The organism is Mycobacterium sp. 134 (genome assembly GCF_048282715.1).
Classification (GTDB): Bacteria; Actinomycetota; Actinomycetes; order Mycobacteriales; family Mycobacteriaceae; genus Mycobacterium; species Mycobacterium septicum.
On record NZ_JBLVUN010000007.1, the window covers coordinates 38,681 to 59,013 of the forward strand.

Sequence of the window (20,333 nt, forward strand, 5' to 3'; positions counted from 1 at the left end):
AATCACCTACAGCGCAAGGTCGCTCGGCGATTGCCCCTTAGCGCCGGATTTCGTCAATCTGCTCCCCGACCCCCTAGCTTCTCGGTGCGAGCCTGTGCGTCGGCATACAGCGGGTTCTGCGTGTCGGGAAGTGAATCGGAGTTGCCTTTGGTGTATCGAGACACAGTCTCGACACCGGCGGAGATGAAGACGTCGCCCTCACCGGCTTTGATCGCATGCAGGGCCATCCTTGTGGTCTGCAGTGATGACGAACAGTACCGGGTGACCGTCGTACCGGGGATGAAGTCGTAGCCGAGTTGGATCGCGACGTTGCGGCCCATGTTCTGCCCCTGCTCTCCTCCCGGCAATCCGCAACCGAGCATGAGGTCGTCGATGTCGGAGGGACGCAGAGCCGGAATCTTTGCAAGAGCGGCCTGGACCATCTGCGCGGTCAGATCGTCCGGGCGCATACCCTTGAGCGATCCCTTCATGGCGCGGCCGATCGGCGAGCGTGCAACAGAAACAATGACAGCCTCGGGCATGAAGCCTCCTGAGTTGGGGCCGAGTGCGGACGCACTCGAGCGGGGGTGGGTTTCGCGCGGAGCACCGCGCGGCCATAAATATGCGAGCGCATAGTTTCTATGCGCTCGCATATACTGACTGCGCAGATGGATACCTGTCAACCTCAAACGATCGAGAGGCAACCGTGCGATGAGCACACCCGCGCAAGCTGTCGCATGTGAGGTAGGCACGTCAAAAGCCGCCGCCCGCATACGGACTGCGGCTATCGAAGTCTTCGCAGCCAAGGGATATGGGGCGAGCACCACTCGGGAAATCGCAGCCAGTCTGGACCTGAGTCCTGGAGCCGTATACCCCCACTACAAGACCAAAGAATCGCTACTGTTCGCCATCAGCTTGGAAGGCCATAACGCCGCACTCGCCACCGTCATGCACGCCGACCAGCCGATCGCGCCGCCCGCTCTGAGGCTGGCGGCCACCGTAACTGCGTACGTGAAGTGGCACGCCGACAACCACGCACTCGCGAGAGTCGTGCAACACGAACTACGTTCGCTCTCACACGAGCACTTCAACGCAATCGCAGACATCAGACGGACCACGTCACGGGTATTCACACGAATCATCGAAGCCGGCGATGCGTCAGGAGACTTCCAAACAATCGACGTCGAGGCCGCCACACTAGCCATCACGTCTCTCGGCGTCGACGTCAGCCGATGGTTCCCCTCGAATACGTACTCCGAGCCCGACATCATCGCAACACGCTACGTCGAACTGGCACTCCGAATGGTCGGTGCGAACGACTGACTCCCGGCCGCAGACGGCAGCGCCCGGCAGAAAGGTGCCGCGATCATCGAAGCACTCTTCTTCACGACAACAGACAATTACCTTGGGCCGTCGCCCATCCCGCTCGCATACCGGGTTTACGTCGACGAGTACGAGGGTGCTCGGTCAAGCCAAGTTTCGTCGGCGCTGCCACTGTGCATGCCGGCGCGTTAGGGACGCCAGGTATCGACTGCGAAAAGTGGGATGCGACGACAGCCAACCCTGTTTTTTGGCGTTCACCCTTTCTTTCGTGGGTAACTTCCTTTGGTGCACGCCCATCCGGGCGGAGCGAGATCACCGTCCTTCCCAGGCCACTGATACCGAGATCGCAGCGGGTCCTGACCAGCGGCGCCGGTCCGACTGTGACCTTGGCGCTGCTAATCAGGACCCGCGTGAACCAACATATGGTGAGTCGGCACGAAACGGATCTCGTTCGATTCAGGAAATGCCGTATGTCTTGATGTTGGCGAACTGGTCCATGCCGGATGCGCCCAACTCGCGGCCTACTCCGGAGCGCTTGGTTCCACCGAACGGGATCTCGGCAGGCGCGCCGAGGAAATTGTTGATTCCCACCATTCCGGTGTCGAGTTGCTGCGCCACATCGCGTGCAGCGTTGGAATCTCCGAACACGGTACCGCCTAATCCATATGCAGATTCGTTTGCGAGCTTGACCGCGGCAGCAGCATCGGCGACGCGGTAGATCATGCCGAGCGGACCGAATGCCTCTTCGGAAAAGATCCTCATATCGGGGGTGATGTCCGTGAGTACCGCCGGGGTGAAGAACGCGCCCGGCCCATCGACGCGCCCGCCAGGAACGAGGACGGTTGCACCCTTGTCGACTGCGTCACGATACTGCGCCTCGAGGGTGTCGGCCGCCACCGAACTCGACAGTGGTCCAACGGTTGTAGCGGGGTCGAATGGGTCACCGAGTGTATTGGCGGCGAAGGTGGCAACATAGCGAGCGATGAAGTCGTCTGCGACGGCATCGGTCACGATCACCCGCTTCGGGGCATTGCAGAACTGACCGCCGAGGAACAACCGCAGTCCCGCCGCCGTGTCCGCAGCGGCCTCGACATCGGCGGACTCGAGCACGATGAACGCATCGGATCCGCCGAGTTCGAGTACAACCGGTTTGATGTGACGTGAAGCCTGCTCTCCGACAGCGGATCCGGCGCGATCAGATCCTGTCAAGGTGACTGCGCGAACGCGGTCGTCGGCGATGTACGCGGAAACCTGGGTGGTCGACACAAGTGCGGTCTGGTACACATTGGCCGGAAAGCCCGCTTCTGCGAAGAGGTGATCGAAGAACAGCGTCGAACCAGCACAGATTTCGGATGGTTTGAGCAGAACCGTGTTGCCCAACATCAGGTTCGGCGCTGTTGCGCGCATTGCCTGATACATCGGAACATTCCATGGTTCGATGCCGAGAACCACCCCGACTGGTTCCCGGCGTGTAATCGCCCGAGTGAAACCGGCGATCTCGGTCTCGACGTCGGCGAGCAATTTCTCACCGTTGTCTGCGTAGTACCGAAAAGTCGACGTGACCATGTCCATCTCCGCCACCGACTGAGCCAACGGCTTGCCCATCTCCGTCGTCACGAGCGCGGCCAGTTCGTCCACGTTCGCTTCCAGCAGTTCGATGAATTTCCGAAACAGACGCACTCGCTCGGCAATCGGAGTCCGACGCCACGTCTGGTACGCCGCATGCGCGCGAATCAATAGGGCATCGGCGTCGGCGTCGGTCAGTGGCGGGTACTCCCGAACCACTTCGCCGGTCGCCGGATTAGTTGTTCGGTATGTACGCGTCGATGGATCTGTGGCTGTCGGTACGGACATGATTGAGCTCCTCGATCTCGAGTGTTCGAAGGTGTGCGTCGGGTGCACGGATGTACTGGTGGGCGCTACTTGCTACCGAATTCGATGATCCCGCGAATATTGCGTCCGTCGTGCATGTCGGCGTACGCCTGATTGATCTGGTCGAGGGTATAGCGGCGGGTGATCAGTTCGTCGAGCTTGAGCTTGCCCGACTGGTACAAGCGCAGCAGCATCGGCATCGCCTCGCGCGGGGATGCCATGCCGTACAGCGCACCTTGAATACGCTTCTGGAACATGGCGAGCGTGAAAGCGTTGACGCCGGGGAGTCCGTCCTCGTCAACTGGACTCAGACCGGTGATCACGAGAGTACCGGCCTTACGAATTGCGTTGTACGCCCTACCGATATCTTCTCCGTGCACAACACCCATCGTGACGATGGCGGAGTCTGCTCCCTGTCCATTAGTGATCGATTTGACGAACTCGTCGGCCTCGGCGAAGTCGGCGAACGTCTCGGTGGCGCCAAACAAGGGGGCTTGCTCCCGCTTGAACGGTGCGGGATCCACCACGACGACGTGACTCGCACCAGACATTGCGGCGCCCTGCACTGCATTCATCCCGACTCCACCCGCACCGATCACCAAGACGACATCGCCGGCCTTCACCTCCGCCGCCGTGGTTGCCGAGCCGAAACCGGTCTGGACGCCACAAGCCACGAGACAGGCGACATCGAGTGGGATGTCCTTATCGATACGGACAACCGACATCTGGTCGTAAACTTGCCATTCGGCGAAAGTTCCGAGCGTGCTCAGTGTCCCGATATCCGTTCCGTCGATGTGCATCCGGTATCCGCCACTCGGCTGAGTGCCTTCGAGAATGATGGCCCCGTTGTCGCACAGGTTCTGCATTCCCATTGCGCACCAGCGACACTTCCCGCAGGCCGGGATGAATGAGGTGATGACATGGTCGCCGACAGCGAGGCCGTGGACTTCTGCTCCTACCTTGCGAACGATCCCGGCGCCTTCGTGCCCACCGACGATCGGGCGTGGGGTCGGCATGTCGCCGGTCACCGAATGATCGTCCGAATGGCACAGTCCTGTCGCCTTCATCTCGACAAGTACCTCGGTAGGGCCCGGATCATCGAGTTCTACTGTCTGAACCTTCCAATCTGCGTTCAGTTCCCATAGAACAGCAGCCTGAGTCTTCATGATGTGGTCCTCCAAGGGGTGAGCGAATGCAGTGTGAATCGAGCGGATGCGTCGGTGACGGCATGCGAGAGCATCTGAACCTGGTGGTGATGCAAGTCATAAATCTATGGTTCGTTTGATTCTCTGTCAAGAGCCTGCCGACTCGTTGGAAGAATACGAATTCGCCTGCAGGGCCTTGACCCCGCGGGTTGGACACGCTTGATCCTGGTCTCAGACCAGGGAAAGCGAGAAGATCTAACCCGATGGCAAAGAAAAATTACTCCGAAGAATTCCGCCGCGACGCAGTCGAGCTGTACCGCGACACCGGCGGCGCGACCGTAGCCGGGATCGCCGCCGATCTCGGCGTATCCCACGGCTCCCTGACCACATGGCTGAGAAATGCGGGTATCCCGATCCGCAGACCCGCCGCCACCGCTCCGGGGCCCGGCACCGGCGAGACACCCGAGCAGGAAGCCGCCAGGCTCCGCGCCGAGGTCGCACACCTACGCGCGGAGAAAACCAAGCTCGAAACCGAACGAGACATCCTGCGGTCGGCGGCCAAATATTTCGCCGGAGAGACGAACTGGTGAACCGCTTCCAGTTCGTTGCAGACCACTCCGACACCTACCCGGTGAAGCGGTTGTGCCAGGTCATCGATATCGCCCGCTCGTCGTACTACGCATGGATCAACGCCGCCGAGAAACGAGCCGCCCGGGCCGCAGCCGACGCTGAACTCGCCGACAAGATCCGCGCCGTCCACACGGTGGACAACACCTACGGGCGGCCCCGGATCACCGCCGAGATCAATCACGGACAACCCGCCGACCAGCGGATCAATCACAAACGGATCGCACGGATCATGCGCGCCAACAACATCGAGGGCCTGCGACTGCGCCGAAAACACCGCACCACCATCGCCGAACCAGCCGACACTCCGTCGCCGGACCTGCTCAACCGTGATTTCACCGCGATCGCACCGAACACCCGATACGTCGGTGACATCACGTATCTGCCATGCGGGGACAATGAGTTCTTGTATTTGGCCACGGTGATCGACTGCTTCTCCCGCCGCCTGGTGGGCTGGTCGATCGCCGAGCACATGCGTACCGAACTCGTCGAAGATGCCTTAGGTGCCGCAGCACTGACCCGCGGCGGTCTTGCCGGTGCAGTGTTCCACGCCGATCGCGGAAGTCAATACACCTCAAAGGGTTTCGCGATGATCTGCGCGGATTTGGGTGTTGCGCAATCGATGGGAGCGGTGGGCACGAGCGCGGACAATGCCCTGGCCGAGTCGTTCAATGCGACACTCAAACGCGAAACGCTGCAAGGCGCAGCCCGCTGGGAATCGCCCCGGGCGGCAAGGCTCGCGGTGTTCCGGTGGATCACCCGCTACAACACCCGACGCCGGCACTCGTACTGCAACTATCTCAGCCCTGCCGACTACGAAAACGCTCACACATCCGATAGCCTGCAGAAAGCCGCGTAATCACAAACCCCGTGTCCAGTTTCCGGGGTCAAGGCCCGCACACGTGGGCGCGTCGACCGCGACGAATCTGTTGTCCGCTTCCCGATTCGACTAACGTGTGAGCTGTACGGAACGGCCGATCTGTCGATCTGGCGGGCATCAATCCGTCGTTACGACGCTCAGGGGGGTGTCCCTATTGTTTTCGTCAAGCGGCGGTCGCGGCGTTTGATCGGTAGGGTTCGTGGTTCTTGAGCATGGCGTAGAGAACATCGCAGCGGCGTCTGGCTAGGCAGATGAGGGCGGCGTTGTGCTTCTTTCCTTCGGCTCGTTTTCGGTCGTAGTAGGTGCGGCTGGCGGTGTCGTGCAGCGCGGCGAACGCCGAGAGGAACAGGGCGCGTTTGAGTTTGCGATTACCTGATCGGGTGGGGTGTTCCCCTCGGATCGACGTCCCCGAGCGGTGGGTCACCGGTGCGATCCCGGCGTAGGCGGCCAGGTGAGCGGCTGAGCGAATGCTGAACCGTCACCGACCTCGAGCAAGATCCGTGCGCCGGTCCTGACCCCGATGCCGGGCATGGAGGTCAGGACCCGGGAAAGAGGGTGGTCATCGAGCATCCTCTCCACGTCCTCGCTGATTGATTTGCGTTGCTGAAGAATGGTTTTCAATGAGTCGGCCAATTTCGGTAACACGATCTCGGCAGCTGTCGTTCCCGGAACGATGACGGTTTGTGTCTCGAGTGCGGCGCGGACGTCGGCGACCAATCGCGTACCCAGGCGTGGTGCGTGTTTGGTGGCAATCGTGGTGATTTTGCGGGTGCCGGCGTCTCGTATTCCGGTCGGGCCACCGCATCGAGACAAGATCTCCAGCACTGCAGGGTGGGCAATTCGAGGGCCGAGGACGCGTTCCAAGGCTGGGTGAATACTGGTCAGCAGGCCACGGATTCGGTTGCTGATGCGGGTGGCTTCGCCTGCTAGATCGTCGTCGAAACCTACGAGTACGCCGAGCTCGGTGAGCGTGTCATCGCCGGTATCGACTCGTCGCAATGTGTGTGGCATGGTCCGAGCTGTATCGGCGATGATGAACGCATCGCGGGCGTCTTCTCCGAACTAAAAATGATCTTGCAATTTGAGGGTTGGAATCTTGTTCGACGAGTTCAGTGATGAGGTGGCGCGAGCGTGGTTCTGGTTGGGGTTCGGGGGCATGGACGCTCGCAATCAGCACAGCCTCGACGAGGTAACTGATCGCGTCGACGACGATGGCCGCGGGAGCGCCCAAGAGGCCCACGAGTCCACCGCCCATCGCCGGGCCGAGGGTTTGGGCGGCAGCGTCGGCCTGATCGAGACGCGCGTTCGCCGCAACCAATTGTCCCGTCGGTACCAGTCGGGGAAGCAATGATTGCGTGGCGGCGAACCCGAATACCGAGAACGCCCCGAACGCCAGCAACGCGACGACCAGCATCCACATCTGCAGACTGCCGGCCAACCACAGAACTGGAACCAGCCCCAGGCTCAGAGCACGCCCCACGCTGGCCCACACCAGCACAGGTTTGCGGCGCCAGTGGTCGACATACACCCCGGCGACAAGTCCAAGGGCCGCGTACGGAACAAACTGTGCGGCGTTGACCACGCCAACCTCGAATGGGCTGGCACCGAGCAACTGGACGACCAAGACGGGCATCGCGACCGCAGAGATCGCCGACCCGATGGAACTGAGTGCCGCAGCCACCCAAAAACGAACAAAAGCCGAGCGAGTACCTTCACCCGCACTATCCCCCACGACACCACTGTCTCACGGCGAACAGGCAGCTCGAGACCAGTCTAAAATACCTTTCGATCGGTAGGACTCGATATCTGGTCGAGAGCCGACACTGCTAACACCTTGCCCGTTCTGTGGACAAGCCACTGGGCCCCGATCACCTCTGAAGGCAGCGGGGGGTGCGCGTGCTCGCAGTTCGTTTGGTTACCCGCGGAGTACTACTGGCGATTCGTGGTTGCTGTTTGCGATCAGGATCGTCGCTCGATCCTGAGGCTTGCATTCTCGGAAGTAGCGGCGCTGCGCTTCAACATAGCGCCGCATGGTGGGATGGTCCGGGTCTGGGTTACTTCCATCTCGCAAGGCCATCCTTCGTGCGGTTTCGATGAAGGGAACATCGAGGAACACGGATAGGTCCCAGCTAGTGGCAAGCTCGTTGCGGTGCAGGAAGATTCCGTCCACCACGAGCACTGTGCCCGGGGCGGCCAGCTGCGGCTCCGGCATGAGAATCGTGTCAGTGGTGACGTCATGGCAGGCGGTGCGGTATCGCCGAGATCCGCCGGGCCGAAACGGGACAAGGACATCGGTATAGAACTGGCGATAGTTGTAGGAGTCTGACCAGAACCCCTCAGGCGAACTACGGCCCAGCCGGTACCGAACCTCGCGGGTGTTGTGAAAGTCGTCGAGTGATACTCGGACGACTGGTCGTTGTCGGTCTCGTAGAAGTTCGGCTAGTGCGTCCGCGAAATGGGTCTTGCCGGCACCGTCGGGCCCGTCGATCGCGATCCTCGGGCAACGCTGACCGTCGAAGACAGGAATCCGCGCCGCGACGAAGTCCAACGCATCCACTCGACCGAAAGCAGCGCTCATCACCGGCGGTCCTGCGTATCACCGGCCAGAAGCGCATGCACGTGCATGTCGTGCCAGCCGTCAGCGTGCAACGCAGCACTCCGCCGGATGCCCTCCACGCGAAACCCGGCCTTCTCCGCAACCCGACAAGAGGCGAGGTTGGCGACCGAATGCTCCAACCCAATCCGCTGGAAACCGACTTCACGGAATGCCCACTGACACAAAGTAGTAAGGGCTTGAGAACAGAGTCCTCGTCCACGCCACGCTGGCGCCATCCAGTACGCCGCTTCAGCTGAACCATCGTGCAAATCCACGCATTTGAGCGAAATACGGCCGGTCAATGAATCGCTGGTGCGGTCAACCAGCGCCCAATTCAACTGAGCCTCTGCAGTCCACCCGTCACGCCACTCGCTAATCCACTGGCGCGCTTCGTCCTCAGAATCGGCGCGCCGCACATGCCAGCGTTGGATCTCGGGGTCATTGAAGGCGTCCACGACCGCGCGAGCGTCAGACAGTCGCCACGGTCGGAGCAACGCAATAGAGCCCACCGACAACGACGGATGAGGAGACAGCGGATATCGCCGGCGGGATCAAAGTCGGCACACATGGCATCATCGCGCAAAATCCGAACCTAGACCAACGAGAACGCGGCATCCACGCGTAGGCCCTTCATCGCAAATCTTTGATCATAGCGATGCCGAGGGGTCCATTGCCTTGGCCCACCACGCGAAATCCCTTGCGCTCGTACAGATGTTTGGCCGGATTGCGAACATGGACATTAGTGCACATTGCTTCTGCATGTGGCGAAAGCTCGGCGAACAGTGCATCCAGAAGCAAGCCGCCGATGCCGGCTCCCCGCGAGCCTGGTGCGACAGCGATGCAGAGTTCCGGCAATGGCGACCCGGCCGCATCAGTGCGCAATGGCGGATTGCTATGGTACGTCCACACCGCACCGATAGCGATCGCGCTGTGATCCTCGGCAAGGATCGGCACGATGCCAACAGGTGGGAGCAATTCGAGCACTTCGCCGTCACCGGGGTCAGGAAGTGGCCAGTCTTCGATAATGCAGGCATGGCGGGCCATCTCGACGACGAAAGCGTGATCGTCAGCGGTCGCCGAGCGGAGTCGCACTCTGGACTGTGCCATCGGCAGATTGTGGCAGAAGTTCCCTGCTGCACGCATATCGATTTTTGACGAGATGGGATGTACGGGCGCGGCGCGAAACAGTCGCCAGCAAACATTCCGTGGACGGTTAACCAAGAGCCCAAAGGGCTTGCCAAGTGTGAGTCCATCACAGCTGCTGCCAGCCGCCCATCCCGAAACTGCCGACCCTATCGATATCAACAATCACCGGATTACGGCTGAATCGAATACTGAGGGTTACCAGTAACAGTTGGCAGGTCTGATAACTCATAGTTGACTCGGGCTGGCGGTCCGCGCGACACTTGGTGGCATGGCAACTTCGCGTCTTGGCGCGCTGATCGACCGATACCGCGCTGCTCACGGGGCTAGCGAGTCTGAGCTCGCCCGCCGCATCGGGGTCACGCGGGAGAACTTACGCAAGTGGCGGACGCATGGGACACGGCGACTGCCAGATCATGCCAATCTTGTTGCGACAGCACGGGTTATCGGCCGCCCGTACCGTGAAGTCCTGTCGGCCGCACTGTTTGACACCGGATACCTCGACGGGTCGGCTGACGCGCCCCGTCCCTACAACGAGGTCCTCGCTGACGCCATCGCCGTATTGACCGAAGCGACCCGGCTGACCAACCAGCTCTCGCGGCGTAACGACACCGGTCAATGGGAGACCGATCCAGACCCGAGCGCGTCAGTGCCCATCGACTGGGCTGAATTCGTGACGCTCGCCGTCGCGGGCGCGGCGGCCAACGTGGGCAGCGCCGAAGAAGCGCTCGCCGGCAGACCAGGATCGTGGGAGGCCGACCGAGTTCGGCAAATGCTGCAGGCCACAGCATTCGACGACAAAGACCTGCTGAGGCACCGCACCGAACCGGTGGCCATCGATTTGTGGGTAGAGAGCATTCTGATCTATCTCAACGACAGCAGCGACGACGACTACAGCGACGCGATCACGGAAGTGGATAGCCGAACCAACCAGGTGCCCCTACCGACCGACCTACCACCTGGTCCCTTCTCTCCCGACGACCCACGTATCGCCTCCGTGAAGTGGATCAACGTGGACGACAACGGTTACCTGGCCATCGACTACCGTGGCTGGACCGGCGACCCCACCGACGAGGCTCTGCTGACTGAGCTCGCCGCAGAGGCCAACCGCCGCGACCTCACCAGCGGCGAAATCGCATATGAGCAAGCAATGCAAGACATCTCAGCGATGATCGACGCGCTCGAAGAACAGCAACGCCGCGAGTACGCCGAGTATGCCGGGCGACTGACCGAAGCTATTGAAGTGCAGCTAGCTGCCTTAGAGCTCGCGGTACCCGTCAAAATCACCATCAACCGCGCCCCCAGGGAAGCTGTGTCAGGTGATCTCGACAAGCACGCCCCGCCGCAAGACCCTCGAACGCCTATCGAAGGAGCGATCGAAAAAGCACTTACCACCACGCCTACCCCGGCAAGTCTGCCGGGCACCCCCCTCGATCGCCTCACCTGGGCGCAGCACCAGGGGAAACTGGGCTCCTGAGGGAACTCGCGTACGTCATACGATTGAGTCCCAGGAGCTACGAATTATGAGAGGCATCTTGGACTCCACTTTGCTCATTACTGAGCATCGCGTGCAATCCGCACAGTCGGTGGTATATCTCGTCGAAGGTGAGTACATCTACGCCAAGAAGCCGTGTGCGATACCGGGCGAAGGACTCTCGTTGTTCTTCTTCGGCGAGGGAATCGAGTTTGCCGATTATGACTGCTCCACGAACGTTTGTGGTATCAACCGACTCTAAATCGGGCGAATGCTTGACTATTTCTGGAAAATCTGTGATGACGGACTCTAGTTGCGCTTGAATTTGCGCAACAGCACCTGAAAGCTCTTTATGCGGAAGATATACTTCACCGCCGCCCGTACCACGATATATGGGCCCGATGAGTTTAGTGCCAGGGGTTTTGATCTCGACCGCAACGACACTCCTCGCAACCGTGTTGACGAGGACGAAATCTGCGATTCGACCTCCTCCGCCACCCGCGTTCGTTACTCGTACATGAGCTTGGTCCTTATACAGGGCAACCGGTGCGGCGAACAGCTGTTGTAGAGCAAAGGTGTTGGTTTTGAAGAACTTTTGCCACCACGACTCGCTACCTGCCGCCTTGCCTTCCAGCCCACCACGGAACTGTTCGATCAGGACTTCGAGGGTCACTAGATCAATGTCTTGACGCAGCCTCCCGAAGGCCGGCGGATCCTCCCGAGCCACTGTCCGCGACTCCGCTGACATGCGCCCGACGAGAGCCGCCCGGTCGTCAGTATCGAGTGGGACATCGTCGGTGAGCGCACGGGTAATCGCTTGAATTGTCGGATGCCTGCCGAGTGTGGGTGCCACGCGGGCTTTACCCAGCGTACCGGCTATCGAGTTGAAAGACTCCGTCTCGATTATGCGGGTGGCGACAACTCGCGCTCGGCGGATAGTGAGGTCCACGGTGTGCTTATATTCAGCGAATCGATCAAGTCCAAGGCAAAAAACGTTGCCATTCGACCCCTCGCAATCGGACGCACCGAATCGGACAACATCACACTCTGTGTGGTCCTCGATTGCATAAATGATGCCGCGATATTGTCGGGGGAAACCTAGCCCGTACTGGAAAATCTTCCCAAAGCCATCCGGTAGGCCAACGAGTTCCGCTTCCCCTCGGTACACGTTTTCGCTGACCGGATCATAGGGCTCCCAGGCCCACACCCCGGTGTCGATCTGGACCTCGCTGACTTGCTGGAATTGCTGACCCTCGTTACCCAAGAAGAACGTCTTTGGGAAGATGCGCAGCATCTCAGCAGTGGGATCGAACCTCACCATCTCAATGCCGCCCTTGGACTTTGAGGTGTGATTTGCCGGCCACCACGTCAGCACCAAGACCTCGTCTTCATGGTGTGCGACAACCCGTCCCGCCCCATCGTCGTGTTCCCACTCGGCCCGCATGACCCCATTCTGTGCCCTGTCCTGCGATTCTCCGGGGACTTGCCATACGCGAGTCTGTAGCCCATCCGCATTCGGTTGTTCGGTTTGATGGATTTGAATTGTTGGCCATTCCCGCCGGAGCCAAATCGCGACGTAGCACTTGTGCTACCCTTGTGTGGTGAACACCGTAGGCCTGCGTGAACTACGCCAGGACGCATCCGACCTCGTGCGCCGCGTGGAAGAGGGCGAGGAAATCACCATCACCGTGGCGGGCAGACCAGCGGCCCGGCTGGTAACGGCCAGGCCACGAGCCTGGCGCCAATGGGCCGATATCACGGATCTGTTTGCTGGGCCGGCGGACTCTACGTGGGAGTCCGACCGTGACCGCATCGCTCAGGACGTGCGTGACCCTTGGGCGTCCGCGTGAGGGCGGTGCTCGATACGAGCGTGGTGATCGCCACCGACGTCGGCCCGATCGACGGCGAGCTCGCAATCAGCTGCGTGACCCTGGCTGAGCTGCATTTCGGGGTTCTCGTGGCCAAGAACCTCGATGACCGGGCCGAGCGCCTCCGCCGACTCCTGCTGCTGCAACGCACATTTGACGCACTCCCGCTCGATGAAGCGGTAGCCGCCAGCTACGGCCAGATCGCGGCTGCCGTAGTCGACGCGGGACGCCGACCCCGTGCCCGGTCGATGGATTTACTCATCGCGGCCACCGCACACGCGCACTCGGCCACGCTCTACACGCGCAATATCGACGACTTCGCAGGACTCGGAAACCTGATCGAGGTCCGTGAAGTGTGACCGCCGCCCGCATCGCCGTCACCATCAGGGAGGACGCCCCGTGAGCACTGTGTATTACAACGAAGAAGCCTTTTTCGACGCTTGGCGCAAAGGCGTACGGATCGCCGGGCCGCTCTATTTCGGCGACGGCCACGCGGCGAACGTCGAGACAGCCAAGAGCAAGTACGACCTGGCGCCGGACTACGACGCCGTCGTGAGCGCCCTAGGTGTTCTTCACGGGTAGGTTGTGAACGCGTAGGCGCTCGATTGGTGTCATTCCGCCGATGCCGGTGTGGGGTCGGTGGTGATTGTAGTGATGCAGCCAGTGCTGGTAGGTTCCGGCGCGTTCGGCCTCAGAGCGGTAGGTCTGCGCATAGGCCCATTCGGTGGTCAGGGTGCGGTTGAATCGCTCGACTTTGCCGTTGGTCTGTGGCCGGTAGGGCCGGGTCCTCTTGTGGGTGATGTCGGGGCCGAGCGCTTCAGCGAAATTCTTTGACCGGTAACAGGATCCATTGTCGGTCAACACTCGTTTGACGGTGATGCCGTGGTCGGCGAAGAACGCGTTGGCGCGTTTCCAGAATCCCGCGGCGGTTTCTTTGCGTTCGTCGGTGAGGTCCTCGGAGTAGGCCAGCCGGGAGTGGTCATCAACGGCGTGGTGCAAGAACGTGTATCCCATGCCGCAGCGGTTGCGCCGGCCGGCTTGGCGACCCAGCTTGCGATGGCCGCCCCCGTCGGGGATGCGGCCCAGTTTCTTGACGTCGACATGGACCAAGTCGCCGGGAGCCGGGTGCTCATAGCGGCGGGGTTTGGGCCGGCGTACCGGTAACCCGGTGTTTTGGTCCAGGTGCCGCAGCAATGGCATCCGGTAGCGGCGCAGCACCGCCTCAACGGTCGAGCGTGGCAGGTGCAGGTAAGCGGCGATGCGATGTGGGCCCCAGCGCCGGGTGAAGCGCAGGTTGACGATGCGCCGCTCGAGCCTGTCAAGTTTTCTGTGTAAATCGCCTGTCTGATTGTCCGTATGTGAGTTGTTGTGGTGCTTACAGATAACGTTCGATGCGCTCTGGGTAGACCAGTGCGAGTTGCTCGAGTGCCTTCTTCCAGTTGGTGACCACCTGTCCTTCCACGAGGCGTCCGGGGGCTGTGCGGCCCTGTTTCTGGCCGCGTTCCTTGGCCCGCTGTGCAGCGCGTTTGTCTTCGATGTTGCAGATCGCCAGCCACAGCAATTTCACCGCCGAGGCATCGTTGGGAAACTGTCCGCGGTTCTTGATGATCTTGCGCAGCTGATAGTTCAACGACTCGATCGAGTTGGTCGTGTAGATCACCCGGCGCAGCTCAGGCGGGAACGCCAAAAACGGGATGAACTGCTCCCACGCGCGTTCGAAAACCATTGTCACCGTGGGATTTTTCTTCCCCAGCTCCGAGGCGGCGAACGCGTCCAACTCGACGCGGGCAGCGTCGGCATCGGGTGCGGTGTAGATCGGCTTGAGCGCCGCGGCCACGGCCTTGCGGTCGGCATAGGACACGAACCGCAGCGCGTTGCGGATCAGATGCACCACGCAGGTCTGCACCGCGGCCTGCGACCAGGTCGCGGCGATCGCCTCCGGGAAGCCCGTGAGCCCGTCGCAGCACACGATCAGCACGTCCTTGACACCCCGGTTGGCCAGGTCCGCGCACACCGACGCCCAGAACGATGCGCCTTCGTTGGGCTGGACCCAGATGCCCAGGACGTGCTTGACCCCGGCCATGTCGACGCCCACAGCGATGTGCGCGGCCTTGTTGCGGGTGTGGCCGCCGTCTTTGACCTTCACGATCATCGCGTCGAGGTAGATCACCGGATACAGCGGCTCCAACGGCCGGCGCTGCCAAGCCAGCACCTCATCGGAGATCTCGTCGACGATCTTGGAGATCGTCTCGTGCGACACCTCGGTCCCGATCGTCGATTGAAGATGAAATTGTATGTCCCGCAACGTCATTCCACCCGCATACAGTGAAACGATCATGTCATCGAGACCACCGATACGGCGGGTGCCTTTGGGCACCAGCGTCGGGGTGAACGAGCCATCGCGGTCCCGCGGCACATCCAGGGGCACCGGGCCGGCCTCGGTGAGCACAGTCTTGGGTGAGCTGCCGTTGCGGGCGTTGGGCAGCACCCGGCCGGCCGGGTCGCCCTTCTCATACCCCAGATGATCGGTCAGCTCGGCGGCCAGGCCGCGTTCGAGAGCGAGCTTGATCAGCCCGGGCAGCAGCCCGCCTTCGCCGGTCAGCGCCACCTCGCCGGTATCGATCTGCGCCAGCAGATCATCGACCGCGCCCGACGCCCGAAGCGCCTCGGCCATCTCCACCGTGGAGACCGCCTCAACCAGCACCCCATCCATGTCCTTGCCTGTTGTCACGTCCTGCGATCCTTCCGTTAACAGGACTTACACAGACCATTTGACACGCCCCGCCGCTCACGTCGTTTCGGCAACCGCAACGGACTGCGATGCGGCCGGCTGGGCCGGTCTACCATCGCTGCTTCGCCACCGTCGCGATAACGGTCGGCCCATTTCTTGGCTGTGGCCACCGAACATTGGAACCGCTCAGCCGCGCGCCGCAAACTCCAGCCCTGATCAACAACCGCCTGCGCAAGCCGCAACCGCCCACGAGGAGTCAACGAAGCATTAGCGTGGACCATGAGGACCTCTCGGTAATCGGATGTGCGTATTTGGTAACCACACCGATACCGGAGGTCCTCACCTACTTCCGCTCACCACGCCGTTCACAACCTGTCTGGGAGTTACACCTAGGCACCCTTTCCTCCGGTGAGGCGGTGTTCCTCGCCGCGATGTACAGCTTCTACAACGACAATGCCGGCGGCAAAATGCTGGCCCAGCTCGACGCCCCCGGCCTCGCCGGCATCTCGGCGCACCTGGATGAACCCCGCTGCCGGGTGATTGCCGACCTTTTGGTCTCCTACGTCGGATGGTAGGTAAATCCATGTCCGACAACGCGCAACGTCGTGGAGCCACCGGCATCGCCGCCTGATGTCACCCCGCCCCGTCCGCAGTATCGAAAGGACCCGACCACCCGTGCCGCCGCTTCCCACTGAGTGGATTGGACGCGACACTACGTTCGCGTCCATGGTTCCCGGCCTGGAAGAGATCGGCTCGATCGCCATCCCGTACGCTCGGCTGCCTGGCCGTGCCGCAACCACCTATCGGCCCCACTACACCCGTTGGGCGGACCTCGCCGATCAACCGATGGAAGACCTCATGGCCCTTCCCGGTGCGGGTGAACGCACCTTGCGCGCCACCGTCGCCGCCGCGATCGAAACCGTGGACACCCACCGCGCCGCCCGAGGTCGACGCCGGCTCACCGCCCCCGCGGCAGCCCAGGTCCTGTTGGATCGTCTCGATCCAGTCGATCGGACATTGCTCACCGGTCTCGTGTTCCCGATCGACCCGATCCCCCGCGAGGACGTCGCGGCCGAACTGGGCGTCGACCCGGCCTGGTTTGATCGCAACCGGCCCCGCGCCAAGCGCCGGTTTGCCGAAATACTCGCCGAGCCGGCCCACCACGACGTGACCCGCCACGCACGCGCGCTGGCGGCTGTTCTTGGCCCCTACACGCCCAGCAATCGCGTTATCCACTATCTCCGGGAGCTTCGCCTAGACCCCGACAGCGCTGAGGCACATATGTACCTGTATCTCGCCGGACCGTACGCGCCTCGCGGCGGCTGGCACGAGAGCCGAGCCAGCGGCGGTGAGCGCCGCGTGCTCGACGTTGTGGCCCACGCATTCGACGCGTGCCCCGCTCACACGGACAAGGCACTCACCGCCAGGCTCGTCGATGCGGGCATGCCCGCCGCCGTCGTCCCGGCATTCCTCGCGGAATTTTTCGACCTGCGACGTCTCAACGGTGTCTGCGTGCAGTGGGGCCCGACGTCACGGGAACAAGCTGAAGCGGTCTTGCACGCGATGGGCAAGCCGATGACTGGTGCGGACATTCACGGGCTGATCGACAGCCAGACGGTGACGCTGCAGACGCTCATGGGGACGCTGTACGCCGACGAGCGGTTCGTCCGGGCATCGAGAACCACATGGGCCTTGCGAGGATGGGGAACGGTGCAGTATCAGGGCGTTGTCGATGAGATCGGACGCCGCATCGACGCGGCCGGCGGCCGTGTGCGCAGTGCTGACCTGGTCGCAGACATTCTGAGCGCAGTGCCCGATGTTGCCGAATCATCCGTGCGCGGGTACATGGCATCCCTGGCGTTCATCTCGGAAAGAGGAACGCTACGCCGGCGCCGTGACGATGACCCTTTGCCAGCGCAGCCTCATTGGAACACCGCACGCGGAACTTTCCAGCACGGCAACACTATTCGGCTCGCTCTACCTGTCACGAGCGAGCTGTTGCGCGGCTCCGCGGTCCAGATTCCGGCGGCGACCGCGGCCGGTGCAGGGGTTCAACCCGGCGAGCGGCGCAGCTTCGGCACAGCTGTCGGAGACGTCGCGGTGATCTGGCCGCTGTGGAGCACCAACGGTCCACGTCTCGGGACTATTCGCGCGCTCGCCAAGTCCCACGGCGCGCAGATCGGTGACACCGTGGTGCTGATCTTCGACACCGCCAAAGACGTCCTGACAGTCCGCCGTATTCCGGCGGGAACCACCGGCGAGCCTCTGCTCGAGCTCCTACTCGGGACCAAGAGGGTAACCCTGCGCACTGTCGCCAAGAGCCTGGACTGTGCACCCGAGGACGTCCTCAGGCTCCTGCAACGCCGCAGTGACACATACCTCGCCGACGTCGTCCGCCAGGTATGTCAGTCCCTTGCGCCAAAATAGAAGAACCGCAACGCGATTCATCGCCACCGCACCGAAACCGAGGAACAAATGGCTACCGAGAACCCACCCGCAGCGTCCGATGTCACCGCATTCGAGCCAGCACGTGTCGGCTTCGCGAACGGCGATGTGAACGTGTTTCACCGCGCCGAGGTCGATGACCGAACAGGGAGGCTCACCACCGTCGACCGGCGCAGCTACGACGACCCTAACGGCAACCAATTGAGCGAAGCCGAACACGTCCGGTACCACGCCGCGCATGCCTGGAGCTGGATTGAACCTGAAGTCGATAGCGGCACCCTGTGGGCTCAGCACTACCCATGCACGCAGGACGGGGAGCCTCTCAATGATCAAACCGCATGGTTTCGCCTCGCATGGATTGTGCCGCATGAGGAAGCAGTGAAAGTCGCTGCGCGATACGTTGCTGACCAATTCAACTACCGCTGGACCGATGTCGCGCCGCACATCGAGCAGGACCTCGAACCGGCGATCCCGGGATATGGGCGGCCGTTGGCGGACCGCCAGGGCAAGTGCCACCGTCTCGCGTTCCGCTGGCTGCCGCATCCTCGTACGTGGCCCCCGTCGCCCAAGTCGACGCTTCAATTCCAGTCATGACCGTGGACCGCCAGTGACCGCCAAGGGCGCCGCGACGCAGACGCGGATCCTCGATGCCGCCACGCGGGTGATCGCCACTAATGGCTACCACGCGGTCACCCATCGGAGGATCGCCGAGGAGCTCGGCTCCTCAGTCGGTCGTATCCAGCATCACTACGGCGCCATAGCCGACCTCGTGCGGGCAGTGGACGAATACGTCCTCCGGCTTTTTCAGCCTTTCATGGTGAAGCTCTCACAGGCCGTCGACACCGACCCCCTCGAAGCGTTCGGTGAACAGTTCGCGGCGCTCGGCCCGCACGCCATGACCATGGTCGACTACCTTGCCCAGGCTGTCGCAGACCGAAGACCCTTAGCCACCAACGTCTTCCTCGGCCTGTGCGAGCTACGGAAGGCACACGTTGCGCATCTGGTCGAGACAGGTGCGCTGAGCCACGATGCTGACGATCTCCAGACAGTCATCGCCCCTGTGGTGCTAAGGCTGACCTCTTTGTTGTTGCACTCGCATATCCAGCGATGTGCAGGACTGTCGCTGTGGACGCCGGCCGGGGCCCGCCGAATGGATTCTGCCGCAACCCGATTCCTTCATACCGCCGACGACCCCACACGAAACGGACAACCATGAACGAGTACGAGCGCAGGGCGCAAGACCAAAAACACCACCTCACCACGTCCCTGCACAACCTGTGGGTCCGCGAAATACTCGGTCGGGCACTGGAGGCGGCTCGAGGCGGACGCCTGACGCTGAACTGGCGGGAGCAACTGACCAGTCCCGCCGGATGCCCACCCGACGTCGCGATGCTCGCCCTTGAAGAAGTTCGGCAGACGCCCGTCGCCGCGTGGGAGCCCGCAGCGAGAGCCGACTGGGAGGAGGCATTGGGATCGTGGTTTGCCAACACCAGGGAACTCCTGGTCCAGGACTACATCCAAAAGGCCGCCCAGCAGCATAGGGCGCTGGAGACGCGATCGACCCTCTTTCTCCATCCACATGTGTTCCACGACGGCAGACTCGCCGACATGGTCCGCAAGGAGGATTCCGCGTCAGACATTGCTATCGATAGCCTCATCCGGCAGCAGAGCAACCTCTACATCGCGGCCCGCGACCGCGCGTGCGCGTCCTACCTGGCTGGCCTGGCCGCCGGCGGCCAACCCAACGACTGGGTCGGCTGGTTTAGCCAGCGCATCGACACCTGGGACAGCCCAGAAATCGCCAAAAGCAACCGTATGCAACTGGACTGGATCAGCAGGAACTGGGAGCAGCTACCGCTCTACTGGACGTACTGAATCGAGCCGGCCCCGGCGATGATGAACGGGAACTCTGCATCAGCGCGGTCCATCACGGACTGGCCGAAAGCGCCTTATCCACCGTGGTGTTCGCCGTCCTGATCTGCTCCCGTGAGGATGCCTTGAGTGAGCGCCGACGGCGTAGTCCCCAGTGCGGCGGAAATGCGCGCCAGGAGGCCGACGGTGATGTTCCGGCGCCCGTTTTCGACCTGATTCACGTAGGTCCGGTGAACTTCGGCTCGTTCGGCCAGAACGCCCTGCGAGAGCCCCAACTTTTCACGACGCGCCTTGATCTTCGCACCCAGCCGCTCCAGGACGGCGGGGTCATCTTCGTCGGACATGCGGACCTGCTCTCTAGGGGCTGATGTTGCACAT

At 62.0% G+C, this 20,333-nt stretch carries 20 protein-coding genes and 4 pseudogenes; 11 read left to right on the forward strand and 13 right to left on the reverse strand.

Going from position 1 to position 20,333, the window contains the following annotated elements; all coding sequences use genetic code 11:
- Nucleotides 1-56: 56 nt before the first annotated feature.
- Nucleotides 57-521 (reverse strand): annotated as a pseudogene (locus ACNQVK_RS03945) (acetyl-CoA C-acyltransferase); the annotation flags it as partial.
- 169 nt (nucleotides 522-690) lie between these two features.
- On the opposite strand from ACNQVK_RS03945, the gene ACNQVK_RS03950 reads away from it, so the two are divergent.
- Nucleotides 691-1,302, forward strand: coding sequence for a TetR/AcrR family transcriptional regulator (locus ACNQVK_RS03950; RefSeq protein ID WP_016895511.1), 612 nt, complete (start codon nucleotides 691-693; stop codon nucleotides 1,300-1,302).
- A 456-nt stretch (nucleotides 1,303-1,758) separates the two neighbouring features.
- Here ACNQVK_RS03950 and ACNQVK_RS03955 read toward each other — a convergent pair whose 3' ends face one another.
- Together ACNQVK_RS03955 and ACNQVK_RS03960 are read right to left on the reverse strand one after the other, a co-directional pair.
- Complete coding sequence (locus tag ACNQVK_RS03955; RefSeq protein WP_016895512.1) at nucleotides 1,759-3,156, reverse strand: aldehyde dehydrogenase family protein; 1,398 nt, start codon at nucleotides 3,154-3,156, stop codon at nucleotides 1,759-1,761.
- Nucleotides 3,157-3,221: 65 nt separating this feature from the next.
- On the reverse strand, nucleotides 3,222-4,340 hold the full coding sequence (locus ACNQVK_RS03960) for an NDMA-dependent alcohol dehydrogenase (protein WP_079674796.1): 1,119 nt from the start codon (nucleotides 4,338-4,340) through the stop codon (nucleotides 3,222-3,224).
- A gap of 242 nt (nucleotides 4,341-4,582) precedes the next feature.
- Between ACNQVK_RS03960 and ACNQVK_RS03965 the strand changes: the two genes are divergently transcribed.
- Nucleotides 4,583-5,805 (forward strand): IS3 family transposase gene (locus ACNQVK_RS03965; protein WP_085989823.1). Its coding sequence is split into 2 segments (ribosomal slippage): nucleotides 4,583-4,889 and nucleotides 4,889-5,805, totalling 1,224 coding nucleotides; the frame shifts between segments, so codons are not numbered across the junction.
- A 184-nt stretch (nucleotides 5,806-5,989) separates the two neighbouring features.
- Here the strand turns inward: ACNQVK_RS03965 and ACNQVK_RS03970 are convergent.
- From ACNQVK_RS03970 to ACNQVK_RS03990, 5 genes and pseudogenes are all read right to left on the reverse strand, one after another.
- Nucleotides 5,990-6,879 (reverse strand): annotated as a pseudogene (locus ACNQVK_RS03970) (IS110 family transposase); the annotation flags it as partial.
- Entirely contained in the window at nucleotides 6,800-7,558 is a 759-nt protein-coding gene (locus ACNQVK_RS03975) for an MFS transporter (protein WP_079261744.1), read from the reverse strand. The gene ACNQVK_RS03975 and the pseudogene ACNQVK_RS03970, both read right to left, overlap by 80 nt.
- A gap of 183 nt (nucleotides 7,559-7,741) precedes the next feature.
- Nucleotides 7,742-8,404: a uridine kinase gene (locus ACNQVK_RS03980; RefSeq protein WP_043988409.1), complete on the reverse strand. Its 663-nt coding sequence runs from the start codon at nucleotides 8,402-8,404 to the stop codon at nucleotides 7,742-7,744.
- Nucleotides 8,404-8,931, reverse strand: a complete 528-nt coding sequence (locus tag ACNQVK_RS03985) for a GNAT family N-acetyltransferase (RefSeq protein WP_225330065.1) — start codon at nucleotides 8,929-8,931, stop codon at nucleotides 8,404-8,406. The genes ACNQVK_RS03980 and ACNQVK_RS03985 overlap by 1 nt, the downstream gene beginning before the upstream one ends.
- A gap of 121 nt (nucleotides 8,932-9,052) precedes the next feature.
- Complete coding sequence (locus ACNQVK_RS03990) at nucleotides 9,053-9,529, reverse strand: GNAT family N-acetyltransferase (protein WP_157835606.1); 477 nt, start codon at nucleotides 9,527-9,529, stop codon at nucleotides 9,053-9,055.
- Between the two features lie 307 nt (nucleotides 9,530-9,836).
- On the opposite strand from ACNQVK_RS03990, the gene ACNQVK_RS03995 reads away from it, so the two are divergent.
- On the forward strand, nucleotides 9,837-11,042 hold the full coding sequence (locus tag ACNQVK_RS03995) for a helix-turn-helix domain-containing protein (protein ID WP_016895290.1): 1,206 nt from the start codon (nucleotides 9,837-9,839) through the stop codon (nucleotides 11,040-11,042).
- A 37-nt stretch (nucleotides 11,043-11,079) separates the two neighbouring features.
- On the opposite strand, the gene ACNQVK_RS04000 is transcribed toward ACNQVK_RS03995, so the two are convergent.
- Nucleotides 11,080-12,483, reverse strand: coding sequence for a Shedu immune nuclease family protein (locus ACNQVK_RS04000; protein ID WP_016895289.1), 1,404 nt, complete (start codon nucleotides 12,481-12,483; stop codon nucleotides 11,080-11,082).
- Nucleotides 12,484-12,640: 157 nt separating this feature from the next.
- Between ACNQVK_RS04000 and ACNQVK_RS04005 the strand changes: the two genes are divergently transcribed.
- The 3 genes from ACNQVK_RS04005 to ACNQVK_RS04015 are packed head-to-tail and all read left to right on the forward strand — an operon-like array spanning nucleotide 12,641 to nucleotide 13,489.
- On the forward strand, nucleotides 12,641-12,889 hold the full coding sequence (locus ACNQVK_RS04005; protein WP_025997238.1) for a type II toxin-antitoxin system Phd/YefM family antitoxin: 249 nt from the start codon (nucleotides 12,641-12,643) through the stop codon (nucleotides 12,887-12,889).
- Nucleotides 12,886-13,266, forward strand: a complete 381-nt coding sequence (locus ACNQVK_RS04010) for a PIN domain-containing protein (RefSeq protein ID WP_016895287.1) — start codon at nucleotides 12,886-12,888, stop codon at nucleotides 13,264-13,266. Before ACNQVK_RS04005 ends, ACNQVK_RS04010 begins: the two co-directional genes overlap by 4 nt.
- 40 nt (nucleotides 13,267-13,306) lie before the next feature.
- The gene (locus ACNQVK_RS04015) at nucleotides 13,307-13,489 is read left to right on the forward strand and encodes a hypothetical protein (protein ID WP_418028594.1); all 183 of its coding nucleotides are present in this window, start codon (nucleotides 13,307-13,309) and stop codon (nucleotides 13,487-13,489) included.
- Here the strand turns inward: ACNQVK_RS04015 and ACNQVK_RS04020 are convergent.
- The 3 genes and pseudogenes from ACNQVK_RS04020 to ACNQVK_RS04030 all read right to left on the reverse strand — a co-directional run.
- Nucleotides 13,469-14,224 (reverse strand): annotated as a pseudogene (locus ACNQVK_RS04020) (IS481 family transposase); the annotation flags it as partial. The gene ACNQVK_RS04015 and the pseudogene ACNQVK_RS04020 overlap by 21 nt on opposite strands.
- A gap of 58 nt (nucleotides 14,225-14,282) precedes the next feature.
- Complete coding sequence (locus ACNQVK_RS04025; protein WP_079890061.1) at nucleotides 14,283-15,638, reverse strand: IS256 family transposase; 1,356 nt, start codon at nucleotides 15,636-15,638, stop codon at nucleotides 14,283-14,285.
- Between the two features lie 50 nt (nucleotides 15,639-15,688).
- Nucleotides 15,689-15,919: pseudogene (locus ACNQVK_RS04030) on the reverse strand (leucine zipper domain-containing protein); the annotation flags it as partial.
- Between the two features lie 135 nt (nucleotides 15,920-16,054).
- Here ACNQVK_RS04030 and ACNQVK_RS04035 point away from each other — a divergent pair.
- From ACNQVK_RS04035 to ACNQVK_RS04055, 5 genes are all read left to right on the forward strand, one after another.
- Nucleotides 16,055-16,213: a hypothetical protein gene (locus ACNQVK_RS04035; protein WP_239253220.1), complete on the forward strand. Its 159-nt coding sequence runs from the start codon at nucleotides 16,055-16,057 to the stop codon at nucleotides 16,211-16,213.
- Between the two features lie 151 nt (nucleotides 16,214-16,364).
- Nucleotides 16,365-18,065: a winged helix-turn-helix domain-containing protein gene (locus tag ACNQVK_RS04040; protein ID WP_016895285.1), complete on the forward strand. Its 1,701-nt coding sequence runs from the start codon at nucleotides 16,365-16,367 to the stop codon at nucleotides 18,063-18,065.
- Nucleotides 18,066-18,113: 48 nt separating this feature from the next.
- The gene (locus ACNQVK_RS04045; RefSeq protein ID WP_016895284.1) at nucleotides 18,114-18,677 is read left to right on the forward strand and encodes a hypothetical protein; all 564 of its coding nucleotides are present in this window, start codon (nucleotides 18,114-18,116) and stop codon (nucleotides 18,675-18,677) included.
- A gap of 13 nt (nucleotides 18,678-18,690) precedes the next feature.
- Nucleotides 18,691-19,299 (forward strand): TetR/AcrR family transcriptional regulator, encoded by a 609-nt coding sequence (locus ACNQVK_RS04050; protein ID WP_016895283.1) that lies wholly within the window; start codon nucleotides 18,691-18,693, stop codon nucleotides 19,297-19,299.
- The gene (locus ACNQVK_RS04055) at nucleotides 19,296-19,958 is read left to right on the forward strand and encodes a hypothetical protein (protein ID WP_016895282.1); all 663 of its coding nucleotides are present in this window, start codon (nucleotides 19,296-19,298) and stop codon (nucleotides 19,956-19,958) included. The genes ACNQVK_RS04050 and ACNQVK_RS04055 overlap by 4 nt, the downstream gene beginning before the upstream one ends.
- Before the next feature lie 74 nt (nucleotides 19,959-20,032).
- Here the strand turns inward: ACNQVK_RS04055 and ACNQVK_RS04060 are convergent, their stop codons facing one another.
- Nucleotides 20,033-20,299: a helix-turn-helix domain-containing protein gene (locus ACNQVK_RS04060; RefSeq protein WP_016895281.1), complete on the reverse strand. Its 267-nt coding sequence runs from the start codon at nucleotides 20,297-20,299 to the stop codon at nucleotides 20,033-20,035.
- Between the last annotated feature and the right edge of the window lie 34 nt (nucleotides 20,300-20,333).

What these genes read in the sequence shown, in the direction of transcription:
- ACNQVK_RS04055 (WP_016895282.1), top strand. Translation starts at nt 19,296, where the DNA reads ATGAACGAGTACGAGCGCAGGGCGCAAGACCAAAAACACCACCTCACC.
- ACNQVK_RS03950 (WP_016895511.1), top strand. Translation starts at nt 691, where the DNA reads ATGAGCACACCCGCGCAAGCTGTCGCATGTGAGGTAGGCACGTCAAAA.
- ACNQVK_RS04045 (WP_016895284.1), top strand. Translation starts at nt 18,114, where the DNA reads ATGGCTACCGAGAACCCACCCGCAGCGTCCGATGTCACCGCATTCGAG.
- ACNQVK_RS03955 (WP_016895512.1), bottom strand. Translation starts at nt 3,156, where the DNA reads ATGTCCGTACCGACAGCCACAGATCCATCGACGCGTACATACCGAACA.
- ACNQVK_RS04000 (WP_016895289.1), bottom strand. Translation starts at nt 12,483, where the DNA reads ATGCGGGCCGAGTGGGAACACGACGATGGGGCGGGACGGGTTGTCGCA.
- ACNQVK_RS03960 (WP_079674796.1), bottom strand. Translation starts at nt 4,340, where the DNA reads ATGAAGACTCAGGCTGCTGTTCTATGGGAACTGAACGCAGATTGGAAG.
- ACNQVK_RS03980 (WP_043988409.1), bottom strand. Translation starts at nt 8,404, where the DNA reads ATGAGCGCTGCTTTCGGTCGAGTGGATGCGTTGGACTTCGTCGCGGCG.
- ACNQVK_RS04060 (WP_016895281.1), bottom strand. Translation starts at nt 20,299, where the DNA reads ATGTCCGACGAAGATGACCCCGCCGTCCTGGAGCGGCTGGGTGCGAAG.
- ACNQVK_RS03990 (WP_157835606.1), bottom strand. Translation starts at nt 9,529, where the DNA reads ATGGCACAGTCCAGAGTGCGACTCCGCTCGGCGACCGCTGACGATCAC.
- ACNQVK_RS03995 (WP_016895290.1), top strand. Translation starts at nt 9,837, where the DNA reads ATGGCAACTTCGCGTCTTGGCGCGCTGATCGACCGATACCGCGCTGCT.
- ACNQVK_RS04040 (WP_016895285.1), top strand. Translation starts at nt 16,365, where the DNA reads ATGGTTCCCGGCCTGGAAGAGATCGGCTCGATCGCCATCCCGTACGCT.